The 17,650-nt window shown below is 60.1% G+C and carries 13 protein-coding genes; 7 read left to right on the forward strand and 6 right to left on the reverse strand.

From position 1 onward, the window contains the following. Window positions 1-18: 18 nt before the first annotated feature. Window positions 19-2,241, forward strand: coding sequence for a cation-translocating P-type ATPase (locus tag V4529_08065; protein ID MES2358289.1), 2,223 nt, complete (start codon window positions 19-21; stop codon window positions 2,239-2,241). A 141-nt stretch (window positions 2,242-2,382) separates the two neighbouring features. Here V4529_08065 and V4529_08070 read toward each other — a convergent pair whose 3' ends face one another. The 3 genes from V4529_08070 to V4529_08080 are packed head-to-tail and all read right to left on the reverse strand — an operon-like array spanning window position 2,383 to window position 8,439. Next, window positions 2,383-5,544, reverse strand: a complete 3,162-nt coding sequence (locus tag V4529_08070; protein ID MES2358290.1) for a CusA/CzcA family heavy metal efflux RND transporter — start codon at window positions 5,542-5,544, stop codon at window positions 2,383-2,385. Between the two features lie 4 nt (window positions 5,545-5,548). Further along, on the reverse strand, window positions 5,549-6,952 hold the full coding sequence (locus tag V4529_08075; protein ID MES2358291.1) for an efflux RND transporter periplasmic adaptor subunit: 1,404 nt from the start codon (window positions 6,950-6,952) through the stop codon (window positions 5,549-5,551). 5 nt (window positions 6,953-6,957) lie between these two features. Beyond that, on the reverse strand, window positions 6,958-8,439 hold the full coding sequence (locus tag V4529_08080; GenBank protein ID MES2358292.1) for a TolC family protein: 1,482 nt from the start codon (window positions 8,437-8,439) through the stop codon (window positions 6,958-6,960). Between the two features lie 694 nt (window positions 8,440-9,133). Here V4529_08080 and V4529_08085 point away from each other — a divergent pair. The 4 genes from V4529_08085 to V4529_08100 all read left to right on the forward strand — a co-directional run bounded on the left by V4529_08085 (window position 9,134) and on the right by V4529_08100 (window position 13,008). Then, complete coding sequence (locus tag V4529_08085) at window positions 9,134-9,403, forward strand: GDCCVxC domain-containing (seleno)protein (protein MES2358293.1); 270 nt, start codon at window positions 9,134-9,136, stop codon at window positions 9,401-9,403. An 85-nt stretch (window positions 9,404-9,488) separates the two neighbouring features. After that, complete coding sequence (locus V4529_08090; GenBank protein ID MES2358294.1) at window positions 9,489-9,620, forward strand: hypothetical protein; 132 nt, start codon at window positions 9,489-9,491, stop codon at window positions 9,618-9,620. Between the two features lie 115 nt (window positions 9,621-9,735). After that, window positions 9,736-12,174, forward strand: coding sequence for a heavy metal translocating P-type ATPase (locus tag V4529_08095; GenBank protein MES2358295.1), 2,439 nt, complete (start codon window positions 9,736-9,738; stop codon window positions 12,172-12,174). 105 nt (window positions 12,175-12,279) lie between these two features. Beyond that, window positions 12,280-13,008: a cytochrome c biogenesis protein CcdA gene (locus V4529_08100; protein MES2358296.1), complete on the forward strand. Its 729-nt coding sequence runs from the start codon at window positions 12,280-12,282 to the stop codon at window positions 13,006-13,008. 83 nt (window positions 13,009-13,091) lie between these two features. On the opposite strand, the gene V4529_08105 is transcribed toward V4529_08100, so the two are convergent. Beyond that, window positions 13,092-13,493: a heavy metal-associated domain-containing protein gene (locus V4529_08105; protein MES2358297.1), complete on the reverse strand. Its 402-nt coding sequence runs from the start codon at window positions 13,491-13,493 to the stop codon at window positions 13,092-13,094. A 194-nt stretch (window positions 13,494-13,687) separates the two neighbouring features. Between V4529_08105 and V4529_08110 the strand changes: the two genes are divergently transcribed. Continuing rightward, window positions 13,688-14,896 carry an MFS transporter gene (locus V4529_08110; protein ID MES2358298.1) on the forward strand — a complete coding sequence of 403 codons (1,209 nt, stop codon included), beginning with the start codon at window positions 13,688-13,690 and terminating at the stop codon, window positions 14,894-14,896. Between the two features lie 214 nt (window positions 14,897-15,110). Then, window positions 15,111-15,587, forward strand: a complete 477-nt coding sequence (locus tag V4529_08115) for a heavy metal-responsive transcriptional regulator (GenBank protein ID MES2358299.1) — start codon at window positions 15,111-15,113, stop codon at window positions 15,585-15,587. Between the two features lie 175 nt (window positions 15,588-15,762). Here the strand turns inward: V4529_08115 and V4529_08120 are convergent, their stop codons facing one another. Both V4529_08120 and lgt read right to left on the reverse strand, forming a co-directional pair. Further along, window positions 15,763-16,698: an ATP-binding protein gene (locus V4529_08120; GenBank protein MES2358300.1), complete on the reverse strand. Its 936-nt coding sequence runs from the start codon at window positions 16,696-16,698 to the stop codon at window positions 15,763-15,765. Between the two features lie 129 nt (window positions 16,699-16,827). Then, window positions 16,828-17,634 (reverse strand): prolipoprotein diacylglyceryl transferase, encoded by an 807-nt coding sequence (gene lgt / locus V4529_08125; GenBank protein ID MES2358301.1) that lies wholly within the window; start codon window positions 17,632-17,634, stop codon window positions 16,828-16,830. Window positions 17,635-17,650: the final 16 nt, after the last annotated feature.

The raw sequence follows: 17,650 nt of genomic DNA on the forward strand, positions 1-17,650 counted from the left end.
CGTAAATGGAACGCTAGCATGATGGAGCGAGTCAGCGAGCACGCGACGTGCGACCTGCAGGTCGGTGGTATGGACTGCGCGAGCTGTGCAAGCGCCATCGAGCATTCGCTCTCGACTTTGGAAGGTGTCGACGATGTGCGCGTTGACGTCATAGGCGGGCGTGTTCGGGTAGGCTACAGGAACGAACTGCTCACAACCGACGAGTTGGCAGGTGCCATCCGGCGAGTTGGATTCACGGTCAAGGACGAATCGCGTGGCCACGTTGGCGATCGCGATGCCGGACCGGAATCAGGCATTCGTCCATCACTCGGCGTGCGGGGTCGTAGCGGACGCTTCGCGACGACCGCGGTGTCTGGGGTGCTCCTACTTACCGGCTTGGTACTGGGTTGGCTAGGCGCCGAATCGGGACTAACGATGACGGCACTCATTCTCTCCGCTATTGCGGGAGGATGGTTCATTGTGCCGCAAGGTGTACGAGCTGCACGCCATCGCGCGCTCGACATGAATTTCCTCATGAGCGTCGCGGCGGTTGGTGCTGGCGCAATCGGCCAGTGGGGTGAGGCTGCATCGGCAATGTTCCTCTTCTCGGTTGCGCAACTCCTTGAGAGTTACTCCATGGATCGCGCCCGCAATGCGATCAAGGCGCTCATGGATCTGTCGCCCACGGAAGCAACTGTATATCGCGCGGGAGCGGATGTCGTTGTTCCGGCATCGGAGGTCGACATTGGCGAGACGATTCTCGTGCGTCCGGGCCAGAAAATTCCGCTCGATGGCGTTGTAGTAGCCGGCCGATCTGCGGTGAACGAAGCGTCGATCACCGGCGAGTCGATGCCAGTGGACAAGGAGCCGGGCGGGGATGTATTCGCCGGCTCCATTAACGCTCAAGGGTCACTCGATATTCGTGTAACCAGGCACGTCGGAGATACCACGCTCGCCCGCATCATCCACGCGGTTGAAGAAGCCCAGAGCGCCCAGGCACCCTCACAGACATTCGTCGACCGGTTTGCCCGGATCTACACGCCCGTCGTTGTTTTCGCAGCGATCCTCATTGCGATCGTGCCGCCTTCCATGGGGCTCGGCACATGGGAGACATGGATCTATCGCAGCCTTACGATGCTCGTGGTGGCGTGCCCGTGCGCTCTCGTGATCAGTACGCCGATCACGATTGTCTCCGGTCTGGCCGGCGCCGCCCGGGCAGGAATCCTCATCAAAGGGGGGATGTATCTGGAGCGATTGGGTGCGATCACCGTTGTGGCGCTCGACAAGACTGGAACGCTTACTGAGGGAAGGCCGGTGGTAAGGGATATTGTCGCGCTCAGTGAACACATCTCTGAGGAAGAAGTGTTGCGACTCGCTGCCGCTGTTGAGCGTCATTCCGAACATCCGCTAGCGCGCGCGATTGTCGAGTTGGCTGCTGTACGTGGCCTTGCTATTCCGGTGTCCGTAGACTTCGAGGCGCTCATTTCGCGCGGGACACGGGCGTCGGTTGATGGGCATGCGATTTATCTCGGGAATGTTCGGTTAATACAGGAGCATGGGCTTCTTACACCGATTCTCGAAACCGCTCTTTTGCAGATTGAAGCAAGCGGCAAGACCGCGGTGGTCGTGGCGACGGAACGAGAAGCAGTCGGCATAATCGCGATCGCGGACCAGGTGCGATCAGAGGCGAACAATGCAATCGCGGCTCTCCTCAAGCACGGTATTACACCTGTCATGTTGACCGGCGATGCGCAGGGTCCTGCGACGGCGGTGGCGACGCAACTAGGGATCAGCAACGTGCATGCGAAACTCCTTCCAGATGACAAGGTGCGTCTCGTGCAGGAGCTAGAGAGGAACGGAGCGCGCGTCGCCTTCGTCGGCGATGGAGTAAATGATGCACCGGCACTGGCCACAGCCACCGTCGGCGTAGCGATGGGAGTGGCGGGTACGGATGTAGCATTGGAAACTGCCGACGTCGCGCTCATGGCCGACGATCTCATGAAACTTCCTACCGCCGTAGCTCTGGCACAACGCGTCCTCGGCATCATCAAACAGAACATTGTGTTCGCGCTCGTTATCAAGGCTGTGTTTCTGGTACTTGCCGCGACTGGTTATGCGACGCTCTGGATGGCTGTGGCCGCGGACATGGGTGCATCATTGGCGGTTATCGCGAATGGTCTCCGTGCGCTGAAGGTGAGTGAGCGGGCAGCTCACAGGTTGCACTTGATGGTCACCGAACATTCCGCCATGCGGGCGGAATGACTGGTGAATCCGAGGTCCTGCATCGCGGGTTGGTGCTGGTTTTGACCTCATCGCGCACGAGCGCGATGAGCACCGCACGCCTGCGGGAACGATGCAGTGTTCACATACTGCAACTCCGACAGGCGCGGATGCGGTTACGTCTCAGAGGGATCGTGCGTGCAGATCAACTCCGCGTCCCTTATCATTGTGGCGGTTGACTGCCCATTCCTTCCATAACGAGTAGATCGCGGGGATCACCACCAGAGTGAGTATGGTGCTTGTGACCATTCCGCCCACCATTGGCGCCGCGATCCGCTTCATTACGTCAGCCCCTGTCCCCTGACTCCACAAAATGGGGACGAGTCCTGCTATGATCGCCGTCACGGTCATCATCTTGGGCCGCACGCGTTCGACTGCACCGCGCTCGACGGCGGCATCCACATCGCTCCGGTCCAGTAGCTCACCATGCTCGGCACGTTCGTGATACGCCTGATCCAGGTAGATAAGCATGATCACTCCGGTCTCCGCGGCCACCCCAGCCAGGGCAATAAATCCAATTGCCACGGCGACGCTCATGTTGTAATGCAACAGCCACATGAGCCACACGCCGCCCACGAGCGCGAACGGAAGTGATAGCATGACAATAGCGCTCTCCGTCACGCTCCTGAAATTGAAGTAGAGGAGCCCGAAGATGATCGCGAGCGTGATCGGTACGACGATTCGGAGCTTCTGCGATGCACGCTCCAAGGACTCATATTGGCCTGACCACTCAAGTCTGTAGCCTGGGGGAAGTGTGAGCTTCGCTGCGAGCAGCTTCTTTGCGTCACCAACGTAGCTCCCGATATCGCGGCCCTGGACATCGACATAGACGATGTTGTTGAGATACGCGTTCTCGGACTTGATGAGCGTCGGACCCTTGACGACCTCGATGTGCGCGAGTTCACCCAACGCTACCTGCGCGCCGGACGGCGTGGCGACCAGGACATTTCCAACTTGCTCGGGGTTGTCGCGCAGCGCGCGCGGATAGCGCACGAGCACGCTGTACCGTTCGCGTCCTTCAATTACCTGTCCGGCGTCGACACCTCCCACCGCTGCGCTCAACGCCATCTGCACGTCGTCTCCTGTTAGCCCGTAGCGCGCCGAGGCCGCACGATCGACCGTAACGTCGAGGTATTTTCCACCTACCGCACGTTCGGCGAAAACGGTGTTGGTCCCCACGACCGCGGGCAGGATACCCTCGATCTCCTTGCCGATCTGATCCAACGTATCCAGACTCGGTCCGAAGATCTTGATGCCTACTGGAGTCTTGATACCGGTCGCGAGCATGTCGAGCCGGTTCTTGATCGGCATCGACCACATGTTGCCCACACCGGGCGTTTTCACAGTGGCATTCGCCTGAGCCACGATAGAGTCGTATGTCACATCCGGTCGCCAATCCTTCTTGTCCTTCAAGACGGCGATCGTCTCGATCATCGACATCGGCGCCATGTCAGTCGCGGTCTCTGCACGACCGATCTTGCCCAGGACCATCTGCACTTCGGGAATCTTTGCAAGAGCCGCGTCACGCTGCGTGACGATCTCTTTGGCCTGTTCGCTCCCGACACCGGGGAAGAGCGATGGCATGTCCATGATGGCTCCTTCGTTCAGGGGCGGCATGAATTCACTGCCGATGTGCGACCATGGGTAGATGGTCACGAGCAGCACAACGCCAGCCGCGATGATCGTTGGCCACCGACGCCTGAGCACAAACTCGATGACCGGTCGGTAGACTTTGATCAGGAACCGATTAACTGGGTTGGCCGACTCAGGCTTCACCTTGCCACGGATGAAGAGGCCCATCATTACCGGCACAAGCGTGATCGAAAGCAAGGAGGCCGATGCCATTGAGAGTGTCTTGGTCCACGCGAGCGGCTTGAAGAGCCTGCCTTCCTGATCCTGAAGCGCAAAGACCGGAATAAACGACACGGTGATGATCAGGAGCGAGATGAAGAGCGACGGACCAACCTCCTTCGCCGAGTCGATCACCACCTCCCAGTGCGTTCGTGGGTTTCCGTCACGCTCATTGTGCTCGATGTGCTTGTGCATGTTCTCCACCATCACGATCGCCGCATCTATCATTGCGCCGATTGCGATGGCGATCCCGCCCAAGCTCATGATGTTGGCACTCAGACCCAGGAGGTGCATCGCCAGCAGCGCCATCAGAATGCCGATCGGTAGAGTCAGGATCGCGACCAGGGCGCTCGACCCGTGCATGAGAAACAGCAGCGTCACAGCCGCTACTATCAACGACTCCTCGAACAACTTGCTTCGTAGCGTCGCGATCGCGCTCTCGATCAACCCGGACCGGTCATAGCCGTCGACAAAGACTACGCCCTTCGGCAGCGCTTTCTGCAGCTCGGCCATCTTCGCTTTCACACCGTTTATGACGGCGAGAGGATTGCCACCGTAGCGCATGACGACCCATCCGGTTACGATCTCGCCCCTTCCATCCAGGTCGGCGATGCCGCGTCGAATTTCCGGGCCGAGCTGCACGTTGGCCACGTCACCAACCGTAACTGGCGTACCCCCGGGCCCGTTGCCAATCGCCACGTTGCGAATGTCGTCCAGACTGTTGAAGCGCCCGCGGCCACGAACCACGTACTCGGAACCACCCATCTCCAATACGCGACCACCGACATCCTGGTTCGATGCGCGGACGGCTTGGCTCACTTTCTGGATCGGGATATTGTAGGCCAGGAGTTTGGCCGGATCGACATCCACCTGATATTGCTTCTCGTACCCACCCAGAGATGCGATCTCAGCAACGCCGGGAACAGCAGTGAGTGCGGGACGGACAGTGAAGTCCTGCAAGCCGCGCAGCTGCGCCAGATTGAGCTTGCCGCTCGTGTCGGCCAGGATGTACTGCATCACCCAGCCCACACCAGTTGCATCGGGGCCCATCACCGGCGACGCACCTTGCGGAAGCTTTGCTTGTGCGCTGCTCAGATATTCGAGCACTCGACTGCGTGCCCAATAGAGATCGGTGCCATCCTCGAACACCACGTACACCGCCGAAAGACCGAACTGGCTCATGCCACGCACGAATTTGATGTGCGGCACCTTGAGCATCTCGGTCGAAAGCGGATACGTAACCTGATCCTCCACAGTCTGCGGCGCCTGGCCGGGCCACTCGGTCATGACGATTACCTGCACGTCCGACAGATCCGGAATCGCGTCCACGGGCGTTCTGAACATCGCCCACGTACCTGCGAGCACGACCACGAGCGTACCCAGAAGCACCATGAGCTTATGGTTCACTGACCACTCAATAATTCGCTTGAGCATTGCTCTATCTCCGCGGTTTTGGTGGTGCCGGAGGCATCTGCATTTGCTTCTGCATTCCAGACATGCCGTTCACATTAGCGCCCTTGTCGTTCATCCCTGGCATGTTCTGCATCGCTTTGTCGCCCGATCCCATGCTGCCGATCATGCTCTTCATTACTTCACCTAGATTGGACTCGGAGTCGAGGAGGAACTGCGCCGATGTCACTACGCGTTGCCCAGCTTCGAGACCGGAGAGGATCTCAGTGTAGTCGCCCGCAACTCGCCCGAGCTCTACATCGTGCGGCATGAGAGTGCCATTACCCATGTCCACGAAGACGATGTTCCGATCACCCGTCTGGAGAACAGCCGAGTTGGGAACAGTGAGTGCTGAGCGACTCGGGGTCGAGAGTCGTACGGTTGCATACATGCCGGGCTTGAGCACACCGTCACTATTTGGGACCACGATGCGCGCTTTGATCGTGCGTGCCTCTGGCTGCAACGTTGGGTACACATACGCAACGCGACCCTTGTATGTATGGCTGGGGAGTCCTGTGAAATCGATGTCGGCCACGGAGCCGACGCGTACGCCGGCTGCGTCCACCGCACGCAATTGGGCGTCGACCCAGATGTCCGACAGGTTGGCGATGGTGTAAAGCTCTTCGCCCGATGTTACCGCCTGTCCCTGTAGCACCTTCTTGTCGACAACGATGCCCGATACTGGAGCATAGAGCGTGAGTGTGCGGCGCACGCGACCCGTGCGCAGGATCTGATCTATCTGTGCGTCCGAGATGTCCCACAGCTGCAAACGCTGGCGGGACGCATCCGCCAGATCAGTTTGCCCTGTTGATACTCCCGGAATGCTGCTCTTGCCAATGCTGCGATCTACCTGGCTGGCCAACAGAAGCTCCTGTTCTGCAGCCACCAGTTCGGGGGAATAGATGTCGAGCACGGGCTGCCCGCGCCGCACTCGCTGTCCGGTTGAATTGACGTAGAGTCGGTCCACAAAGCCGCCGACCTTAGGCGCGATCTGCGCCATCTTCGTCTCGTCAAATGTGACCGTGCCGATGGTGCGTGTCTCACTGGTTAGTGGACGAACTTCCGCGGTATCGAAAGTCACACCGAACTGATGGATCTGCGACGCGGTCAGCGTGACGGCCCCGTTTGCGGTGCCATTCATTCCAGCCATCCCCGCCATACTTCCGCCTTTGGGGCCACTCCCGCCGCTATTTGTATTGCCATTTGTATTGCTATTTGTATTGCTACTCATGCCGGGCATCCCGGCCATGTCGCCGCCAGAGGAGCTAGCCGCTGCAGACGGTTTATGACGCGACACCAGAAGCCACACGGCTCCCGCAATGAGAACAGTCACGATACCTGCAACAGCGAAGCGCTTCACGCGGTTACGGCCGTAGTTGGATGGTTCGTTCATCGGTGTCATCGAAGCACCTCCGTACCTACTGTTCGTTGGAGTTCGGCGATTGCCTTCGCGAAATCGGTGAGCGACCGCCAGTACGCGGTCTCGTAGTTGAACACCGCCGCTTGCGCATCGACTAGCGAGGTGAAGTCGACACGTCCGACCTGATAGCTTGCAGTCGCCGAGGTAAACGTCGCCCGTGCCTGCGGTAGCACCGCCTTGAGCGACAGCGCGAGCATGGTGCGCTCGCGCTCGACGTCGCTCACGCGCGTCGCAACTTCTTGTCGGATCGAATTGACATCGGCCATGCGCTCTGCCTCCAACGCGCTTAGCTCCGCCGCGGCGCCTACCACTTCCTGGTCCTGTTTCCGTCGCTTCTGTAGCCGGAGCGGGACCGAGATGAAGAACGAGACGTAATCATTGAACTGCGGCCGCTGATCGTACTCGAGCGAGATATCGAAATCCGGCAGGTGTGCTTTGCGTGCGAGCGCAAGTCTCTGCTCCTGAGCGCCGATGCGTGCCTCGCGCGCCCGGAGCATGGGGCTGTGTGCCATCGCAAGAGCTACGAGCGAGTCGAGTGGGAGAAGAGGAGAATCGGACGCGGCGGCCCCAAGTGCATTCGACGAGAAGTGCACCTGCGACCCAGAGTCCACGACCGCGAGACGTGCGATCTCCTTGGGGATAACTGCAACGCGGACAGGCGTGGTACTCGGACGGTCAAGCACCGCGTTGAGACGCGCCAACGTGGAGCGCTCCTGGGCGTCCAGCGATGCTGCTTCATCGCCCAAGCGTGCCACCTCAACGCGAGCCCGGAGTACGTCGGCCTGCGCACTGTTACCCACGGTGTACTGGGTCTCAGTGATCCGGGCCAGGCTCGCCAGGACTTCTGCATTGTGCTGCACGATGTCCCGCGCGCGCCTTACGAACGCCAGGTCGTAGTATGCATCACGAACGTCTCGCTCCACGTCCAGCCGCTGCTGTGCGAGCGTAGCGCGTGCCGCGGCCTCGTCTTCTTCAGCTGCGCGTGTCGCCAGCGACAATTTCCCGGGATATGGAAACGTCTGCGTCACGCGTAGCATGTTCATGGTGAAGTTGTCGGAATAGCCCGGCTTCCCATACGGGAAGTCCAGCACGCCGGCCATGAGCATTGGATCGGGCCTTGCTCCGGCCGGACCTATCGTGGCGTGCGTGACGACAACTCGAGACGCTGCAGCACGTACTGCCGGATTAGTGGCTCGGGCGAGTGCGACGAGCGAGTCGAGCGCTGCCGCTCCTGAGTCTGGCTCGCTCGCGGGCCGCACAAGCTGCACAGTAGCCGACGAGTTGTAATTGGAAACGGGTAGGGATGTCGCCGCTTGCCCATTGGCAGAATGGGAGACCGTGACAAGGGCTATGAGAACGCCGATGGTTGCGACACGACATGGAATGCCGAGCCTACGAGACCAGGCACGTTGCACGCATCGCTGCCGACGCAAAGTGCGCCCGCAAAATTTGGGATACATGAATCCTTCGATTGAAGTCCGGGATCACCATCCGGGCCGTCATTTGTGACGACGCGGCATGGTCGATCCTGTCCGGTGCATCCGAGGACGCTGCCGGGCGGCGTACGGGCGGCTACGTTAGTAGCCGATTGTAGGCTGGACTAAGCCCGCGGAGGGGGGAGCTCTGGCGCCGAGGTTTGCGAGAGAGGAACAATCACCGGTGCGGACACGACTACGGCGGGTACTCTTGGCATCGTGAGCGTGACAGCACGACCGGCCGGAATGACGCTCGGCGCGCAAGCCGCCATGGTCACGCACTGCGCAGGCTGACCATGGCCATCACACGGCTGATCGACCGGAGTCCGAGCGTTGCCCTGACTAGCGCGGTGCTGGCCGTGCAAGGCTACTTGTGATGCACTCGGCATTGCTTGCATCGACGATATGCCATCGCTACTCGGCATAAGGCACAGCATTCCACCCCCCGCCAGCGCCAGCTGGAAGGTCAACACGCCGGATAGCAGCGTGGCGACGAAAGAGGAGAGCCTCGTGGAGAGCCTCGTGGAATGGCGCCTGGAAACCGCGATCATGAGGAAGGATAGTACCATCGCGGGAAAGGAAGTTCCAGAGGAGCAAGCGATTGTGCCGTTGCTGATGCCGCAGATTCATATGAATTGTGGCTGTAGGTGGGGTATGATTACAGGAATATCCTTATCTGATGACTGCCTTCCAGGCTACATCGGTATTGACCTGTCCCGAGTGTGCTTACGCGGAGACACTCGAGATGCCGACTGATGCGTGTGTCTTCTTCCACGAATGTGCAGGCTGCGGCACAGTGCTCCATCCTAAGGCTGGCGATTGCTGCGTCTATTGCTCATACGGCTCGGTACCGTGCCCGTCCATTCAGACGGGAATGACTGACTGCTGTAACGCCGATCGGGCCGAGTCCGTGGCCTTGGTCGCTCCTCTCAGCCGCAGTCGTCAATAATGAGCCGTATGCTTCGCGTCGCTGACAGCGCTGGGTAATCGGCGCAATACTCGCCGCTCTCTGCTGCGCTGGCGCGCCCCTCATCGTGAGCGTGCTCGCAGCGCTCGGACTCGGATTCCTGAGGAGCGACGCCATTCTCCTCCCCTTCATGAGCGTGGCGCTCGTGATTGCGTTATGGGGATGGCTGGTCACCCCGATTCGTGGCCGTCCGCGATAAATAGGCGTCGACTGGCTTGATTGGACCTTGCGCCTCTACCCGACTATAGGAACTAGACTCCCAATCAAGAGTTCACGCTTGTTGGTTCGGGAATTGGTTCTCACAGAGGAAAGTCATGGCGAAAGATGCTGGTAGGCTAATCCAAGTAAAGGCGAGCGGGCTCATGTGCTCGTTCTGCACTATGTCAGTTGAGAAGGCCCTCGGCCGCCTCCCGGGCGTACGTAGCGTTCAGGTGAACCTGGTTCATGGCATCATTCTCGTGGACGCCGATCCCAGCCAGATTACCGAACAGCAGGTCGCGCAAAAGGTCGAGAAGTTAGGCTACACGGTGGTCGGGACCGAGGCCCAACAGTACGCGACAGACGAGGCCATTTTCACCACGGTTCGTCGTCGTGGGTTTCTAGCAGTCGCGCTTGCCATCGCCGATACGCTTTTTGACCCGCTCAATCTGTTCGGTATTCCGGATCGCGTACGCACCATCGTCAGCGCCGTCGTCGCGCTCGTAGTACTTGTCTGGATCGGTTATCCGATCCTCCGGAAGACATTGATGGCGGTGGGGCAGCGAGTTATCAACGCTAACGTCCTTCTTTCGAGCGGAGCATGGGGCGCGGTCGCAGTGGGTGCCGCACACTTTGTGGACCCGGCGCGATGGCCCAATTTCTTTCCTGTCGCCGCATGGCTGATGGGACTGCACCTCCTCTTCGGTTACCTCAAGCTCGGGACACGAAAGCGAGCTGCGGAGTCTGTCCGCCGCTTGCTGTCCCTCCAAGCGCAGGAAGCACGTGTGATCCGAGGTGGCACCGAAGTCGAGGTGTCTGTCGCGGATGTACATCCCGGTGAGGTGATCGCGATTCGTCCCGGCGAACGTGTGCCGCTGGACGGCGTCATTCGGAATGGCGCGTCGAGCTTCGACGTATCCGCTGTCACGGGAGAGAGCGCACCCGCATACCGCGACGTTGGTGGCGAGGTCGTCGGTGGCACGATGAACATCGACGGCTTCGTGCATGTCGAGGTGACGCGCGCCGCATCGCAAGGCTTTGTGAGCCAGGTCGTTCGCCTCATGCGGCAGATCGAGGAACGGAAGCCACCGATCGAGCTCTTGATGGACCGGCTCATGAATTATTACGGGCCAGTCGTCTACGTCGTCGCGGCCCTCGCGTTCATCGGATGGCTCTTCGTCTCGGGCGACGCGATCCGCGCCACCCTCGTCGCTGTTTCGGTCATCATTCTAGGCTATCCCTGCGCGCTCGGACTCACGACACCCTTGATCCTGGCGATTGGCGGCGGTCTTGGAATCGCTCGTGGGCTGCTCGTCAGGGCCGGTGAGTTCTTTCAGGCGCTGGCCGAGACCAACATGGTCGTCTTCGACAAGACGGGCACACTCACGTATGGGCGTCCGACCGTCCGCGAAGTGATCGTATTTGATAACAGTTCGAACAACAGCGAGCAGGATGTGCGCGACACCCTCTCTTGCATAGCCGCGGTAGAAGCTGGTAGTGAGCATCCGCTCGCAGGAGCCATTGTCCGTTATGCGGAATTTCAAGAGGTACAGCCGAGTGATGCAACCGACTTCCGCGCCGTGCCGGGCCAGGGCGCCATCGCAACGGTGAACGGAGAGCACGTGCTAGTCGGGCGCCGGTCGTTCCTCGAACACGAAGGTGTATCGTTTGCGCCCGACGCACTCACGCGTACAGCACGGCTCGAAGCGAGCCACACCGTGGTGTACGCGGCGGCAGGAGATCGTCTCATTGGCGCCGTCGCACTCCAAGACATGCCGCGTCCTGGGACTGCGCGTGTGATGCGGCGGCTTCGTGCCCTTGGCATTCGTACCGCGATACTCACGGGCGACAGCCGCGCCGTTGCGGACGCTATCGCGCATGATGTTGGCGTGGACGAGGTGTACGCCGATCTGCTGCCGCAGGACAAGGTCACGATCATCGAGCGTCTGCAAAAGGAGGGACGCACGGTTGCAATGGTAGGAGACGGAATCAACGATGCCCCCGCGCTCGTCCAATCGGACGTGGGAATCGCGCTCGGCGCCGGGACGGACATCGCGATGGAATCCGCGGGCGTCGTATTGGTGAGTGACAAGTTGGAAAAGGTAGTGTCGTCCATCCTCCTCGGTCGTGCCTCACACGCAAAGATGCGTCAAAACATCGCCATCGCGGTCGCGTTCAACGTCCTCGGAATCACGCTTGCGGTGCTCGGGCGCATCACCACACCGCTCGCGATTGCGATCATCATCGCATCAGTGTTCGCGGTGCTGCTCTCGACCCTCTCCCTCCTCCGACTGAACCTTGGCGCGAATGAGTTGGACGGCAAGCTAGCCAGCGAGCTCGACTCCAACGCATCGCTCGTCGAAGCGGTGATCCCGGCGCGCCGGATGCATTGCGAGTCGTGCGCACGGAAGATCACCGAGCGTCTCTCCAAACTGGACGGCGTCCGTACTGTGGCGCCGGATGCCAGTCGAAAGGAGGTGTTCGTGGCCTTCAACCCGGAACGTATGAGCGAAGATCGGCTTTGTGACGAATTGACTGAGTTGGGCTTCCGGTAGTGGTCAGCCGGTTAGGTGAAACTTCGGTGGTGAAACTTCGGTGATACGACCGGCACTGCGGTTGTTCTCGTCGCACAACCCTGGAATGCGGAATGAGACGGTCGAATGAATCCAGCAGATTTCATTGACCACCTCTCGAATGCTGTCGCGCACTACCCGCTAGTAGCACTATCGGTCGCGATTGCTGGCGGGATATTCTCGACCAGTTCGTGCCCCTGTACGCTCCCTGCGGTCGTAGGGATCGTTGGCTACGTCGGATCACCCGGGGATGCGCGGACCGTGGTTGCGGCGGATGCGCGCGCGCGACGAAGGTATGGAGTCGCGCTCTCGGTCTCGTTCTTCGTCGGCCTGACGCTCACACTCACGGTGCTTGGCACGATCGCGGCCGTGATCGGGCGCCTGCTCACGCGCTGGAACGCGGCGTTTGCCTTGGGCGCGGCGGCTCTGACCTTCGCGGCGGGGCTCGCCACGCTCGCTGGTCCGGCGCTCCGCAAGCGTGTTCCGGACCCCGCTGTACGTCAGCGCAGTGGTGTGCTCGGAGCCTTCGCTTACGGCGTTTTTTATAGCGTCGCCACGATTACGACATCTGCAGGACCACTGCTGCTCCTCCTCACCGCGGCAGCGGCTGTCGGGCGACCGACCTACGGCGCGGCGTTGTCGCTTGCCTATGGCATGGGGCGCGGCCTCCCGTTCCTCGCGGTCGGACTCTTCGCGGGTCGGATCGGAGTCTGGCTCGAGCGCGTCGACCGAGCTCGCCGCGCTGTCGAGGTAGTGAGTGGGGTCACTCTCCTCGGACTCTCGATTTACTTCGTTCAACTGGCGACGATCCAGTAGCGACCGTTGGAAGAAGTTAGCGAAAGTTATAGCGTTTGTACGATGTCTTAACATCGCAATCACGGGACACGATACCGATCGCGCTACGCTCGCTGCACCGTTGCCCGATATCCGAGGTTCGTGATGACCTCAATGAGCTTGGCGGGGGAGGTCTTCGTGGGATCGTAGACGACGATAGCCTGAGAGCGCTGGACGCTCACGACTGCGCGTTCTACACCGGGCGCGCGCTTGAGCATAGCAGTGATCGTGTGCTCGCAACTTACGCAGTACATGCCACTCACATGCAGAATGACCTGTCTGGTGTCGGCGGTCGTGCGGAGAACCGTGCTGGTATGCGCAGAATACTCAGTTGATGCCGCAACGCTGCTCTCGATCGAAGTCGGATAAGAGTCCGATCGGACGGCCACAACTGCGCCGAGCACAAGCACAGCACCCGCTGCCGCTAGCGTGGCTCGCTGCACACGGGTGAACGATGGAAAGTGCATCACTCCTCACCTTGTGGTAGTAACCGTCTAACGTCATAAGCTACATCGTCTACTCGGTAGAGAGTCAAGCGAGCAGGATGCACTCGAGAGTTGGGCTCCGGCCGGTCAGGCTGCGCACATCTCGTATGCGTCTCGACGGCCGACTCGGCTGGAGCGCTTGACCTCTAGCCGAGTAGAGTGCTCAAGTTTCGGCAATGACGCAAACCGCTGACCGCTCGCCGTCGGACGCCTCTTCCCGAGACCGCGAGCGCCTCGTTCGATCGCTTGCAGCAGCCACCTTCCTGGTGTTCTTCCAAGCGTACATGGTCGCACCGCTCATCCCGCGGCTCGCCGAGGTTTTGGGCGCACCTGTCGCGACAGCGGGTCTCATTGTGCCTGCGTACCTGATCCCCTACGGAATTGCTACGCTCGCGTACGGCCCATTAGCGGACCGCTTCGGCCGGAGCCGTCTGATGCTTGGCTCTCTTGCTGCATTCGTCGTCCTCGTTCCGCTCACTGCGACGGCGCAATCCATATGGGGGCTCCTCGCTTGGCGCGTTGCGACTGCGCTGGGCACGAGTGGGCTGGTGCCGTTGGGCCTCGCCCTCATAGGCGCGCTCTACCCTTACGAGGCGCGTGGACGGCCGCTGGGATGGTTGTTCGGAGCGATGGCTGGTGGGATGGCTACCGGTTCAACCTTGGGCGCGGTGTTGGAGCCGGCGCTCGGGTGGCGCGGTGTTTTCCTCTCTGTTGGCGCACTTACGCTTCCTGTGGCGGCGTTGGTAATCCACGATCGACACCTGCTCGATTCTGGGAACCGAGCACGCGGCCCCATTCGCGATCTTGTGACGGCCTACCGCACACTGCTTGCACCTGGGCGCGGTCTCCGGACCTACGCGTACGTGTTCACCAACGCCGTCTTCCACTCAGGCGTCTTCACATGGCTTGGGCTCTATTTTGTGCGCCGCTACGGCTTGGGCGAGGTCGGAATCGGGCTCGCGCTCTTGGGCTATGGTATACCCGGTTTCGCACTGGGCCCCATTATTGGGCGCGCAGCTGATCGGTGGGGGCGACGCTGGCTTGTTCCTTCCGGGCTCGCAATTGCAGCCACCGCAGCAATGCTGCTCGTGCCAAGACTTCCGCTGACCGCGGCGGCGATAGTCGTCACCGTGCTCTCGCTCGGTTATGACATGACGCAGCCGCTCCTGGCCGGCATTGTCACGAGTTTGGGCGGCCCCCGTGGCGGCCAAGCGATGGGTCTCAATGTGTTTCTCCTCTTCACCGGGTTTGGGCTCGGCAGCCTCATCTTCGGTGCAGCACTGGGCCTTGGCTTCGCCTCTGCACTAATCCTCTTTGGGACATTCCAGCTCCTGACAGCAACCCTCGCCGTGCCACTTTTCCGCAATGAGCACCAGCAGCAGTAGACGTGACTGACCGTCCTGAACTAATAACCCTTGACTCTCTACTTAAGTAGAGAGTGTATCATGCTTGTGAGGCCTGAGATGGCGAAACGTGGCCCGAGCTCATCGGCTCGATTGCAGTGACACTCGCATCTTCTGGAGTACGGCAGGTGAGAGCGTTGTGGAGTAGGTACCAACATGATCGAGAGGGACGACCGTGACTGGATCTGGGACGGACATGTCGGCCGGGCAGAATGCACGAAGATTGCTCGCCGGAGACGTAGCGAAACGGCTCAGCATTGGCGTGCAGACGCTGCACTACTACGAGCGCGAAGGACTGATTCCAGCGCCGGAGCGTACGGAAGCGGGATATCGTCTCTACACTTCCGAGTTGATCGAACGCATCGCGTTTATCCGTAAAGCGCAGGCGCTCGGCCTTCCACTGGACGAGATCAAGGAAATCCTCGACCTCGCAGCGCAAGGCGCGTGTCCATGTGGACATGTTCAGCGCGCGTTGGCCGCCAAGCTCGTCGAAGTCGACCAGAAACTGCGTCAGCTACGCAGCTTCCAACTGGAATTGGCGGCCTTGATTGAGCGGAGCGGTGAACTGAGCGCACGGTGCGATGAGGCGCAGATTTGTTCCATTGTTGAAGACGCGTCTCCACTCCACGGAGCAAGTCAGGTGACAATTCCGCTCACGCCGAAACGCGCATAGCCGCAGCGGCAGGCTTAAAGGTGCTTGCCGTACGTCTCCAGACAGATCATGTCGTGTTGGCCTGAGATTGAAGGAAGATCCCTTTCCCTCCGCTTGAGCTCCAAGGATAGGCTTGTCCCACAGAACTCTCAGATGGCGATCTACGATTGACCGGATTGACGGGATTATGACGGGATTATGACGGGATTGACGGGTTTAGCATGAATGTACGCATCAGGACATAATGCGTCGCTCGACCCGCACCCTGTGCGAGCAACACGCCTTTATTGGTCAGGAAACGAAGGTCGCGAAGAGCAGTAGCCTCAGACACACCAGCGACCCTCATATAGACCGCAGTCGTAATCACCGGTTCCTCACGCAATGCGAGAACGGTTGCGATTTGCCGATCGTTCAGACCTAGCTCAGTAAGCCTCTCAGGCGTCCATAAGCTCTTCCGGAAGATGACAGCAAATCCGCCCGGTTCAGCAATGAATTCTGGATCTGGTAGCCGCGCCTCGCGGCAAAGCTCAAGCATGCGCGTCGTGCCGGTCCCGTAGCGCTCGACCCAATAGTCAATGAAACAAATTTCGGCAACGAGTGGATTCCGCCGCTCTGAGCGATGCGGATCTTGGCGGAGCATTTCAGGCGTGATGCCCGTTAGGAGCGCTCCGGGGCTCATAAGCACCAATCGATCGGAATACATCCGAAGTTGAACCTCAGTACCTACACGTGTGTAGTCGCGATGGACCACAGCATTTGTGATCGCTTCTTTGATCGCAAGATCAGGATAGCCCGACGTCTCCTGTCGCCGAGTACGCTCGATCACATCGCCCCCACGGTCTTCGCCCGCATCGATACGATGCGCGTCATTATCCTGATCCTGGAACGTGATCCGTGACGGGTTCGACAGCGCGACAATGCGAAGCGCCGAATCAATCTGTTCGAAAACGGTTCCCGTACAGTTGGGATAGGCGTCAAAATCGTTGATGGTTCGGAAGAACGCCGCAGAGATGACGGCGGATCGACATCGCCGTTGCGGCTCACGGCCGAATAGGAGGAGTGCCGCGTTCGTTGGCCTATTATCGACGAGCAATCCCAGATTTCCCAGGATAATTGGCACGGGATCGGACACGTGAACACGCGCTGGGAGACGCGGCCAGGGCTCCCGGCGTATGTGAAGCACTACGTGCGGCACGGTCAAGAGCGCCACTCAGTAGCATGAATGAGATCCAGTGGCGTACACGCCCGACGGCGACCCCTTCTAGTCCACAGGCGGGCTACGCGTGACAAAAACCAGGAGCAAGACGCCAAGGACCGGCATGCCGACCGACAATATCTGGCCCATGCTGAACGGACCAACAATGAGCCCGAGCTGCGCGTCAGGTTGCCGCGTGAACTCGATAAGAAAACGGAACACGCCATACCCGATCAGGAACGCACTAGCCAATAACCCGGAGCGGTACCAGCCGCGTGCGAGACTCAAGCGCGCGAGGGTCCAGATGATGAGTCCGAGCAACACACCCTCCGCAAGAGCCTCGTACAGCTGCGACGGATGCCGCGGAATACGGAGAGGGTCGGTAGGAAACACCATCGCCCACGCCACGTTGCTCGGGCGACCGTACAGCTCGCCATTGATGAAGTTTCCCATTCGACCGAAGAACAGTCCCGGTGTTCCGGCCAGCGCGAGCAGATCAGCAACTGCGAGAAAGCGGACTCTGTGTACGCGCGCGAATAGCACGCAAGCAATTGTAATCCCAAGAACAGCGCCGTGAAAGGAGAGGCCTCCGTGCCAGACACGCAGTAGTTCCATCGGATCTCGCACGAACTGCGGTCGGTCATATACGGCCGCGTAGATCAGACGAGCCCCAACGAGCATCCCGATGACGAGATACCCAATCCAGCTGTCGAGGTCAGCCTTGCTGATTGGCAGAACAGCGCGTGCCGTCTGCGTGCGGACGAGACGATAGCCGAGCACGTAGCCCACGGCGTACATGACGCCGTACCATCGGATCGCAAGCGGTCCGATGGAGACAATGACAGGCGGGATGTGTGGGTACGGGATCGTCATATCCTGCGCCCATGCG

The organism is Gemmatimonadota bacterium (genome assembly GCA_040388625.1).
Classification (GTDB): Bacteria; Gemmatimonadota; Gemmatimonadetes; order Gemmatimonadales; family Gemmatimonadaceae; genus Fen-1247.

Bases quoted from the DNA above. Each gene is read 5' to 3' on its own strand.
- V4529_08085 (MES2358293.1), top strand. From the start codon at position 9,134: ATGACTGCCTTCCAGGCTACATCGGTATTGACCTGTCCCGAGTGTGCT.
- V4529_08075 (MES2358291.1), bottom strand. From the start codon at position 6,952: ATGAACGAACCATCCAACTACGGCCGTAACCGCGTGAAGCGCTTCGCT.
- V4529_08070 (MES2358290.1), bottom strand. From the start codon at position 5,544: ATGCTCAAGCGAATTATTGAGTGGTCAGTGAACCATAAGCTCATGGTG.
- V4529_08100 (MES2358296.1), top strand. From the start codon at position 12,280: ATGAATCCAGCAGATTTCATTGACCACCTCTCGAATGCTGTCGCGCAC.
- V4529_08065 (MES2358289.1), top strand. From the start codon at position 19: ATGATGGAGCGAGTCAGCGAGCACGCGACGTGCGACCTGCAGGTCGGT.
- V4529_08115 (MES2358299.1), top strand. From the start codon at position 15,111: ATGTCGGCCGGGCAGAATGCACGAAGATTGCTCGCCGGAGACGTAGCG.
- V4529_08095 (MES2358295.1), top strand. From the start codon at position 9,736: ATGGCGAAAGATGCTGGTAGGCTAATCCAAGTAAAGGCGAGCGGGCTC.
- V4529_08110 (MES2358298.1), top strand. From the start codon at position 13,688: ATGACGCAAACCGCTGACCGCTCGCCGTCGGACGCCTCTTCCCGAGAC.
- V4529_08080 (MES2358292.1), bottom strand. From the start codon at position 8,439: ATGTATCCCAAATTTTGCGGGCGCACTTTGCGTCGGCAGCGATGCGTG.
- V4529_08105 (MES2358297.1), bottom strand. From the start codon at position 13,493: ATGCACTTTCCATCGTTCACCCGTGTGCAGCGAGCCACGCTAGCGGCA.
- lgt (MES2358301.1), bottom strand. From the start codon at position 17,634: ATGACGATCCCGTACCCACACATCCCGCCTGTCATTGTCTCCATCGGA.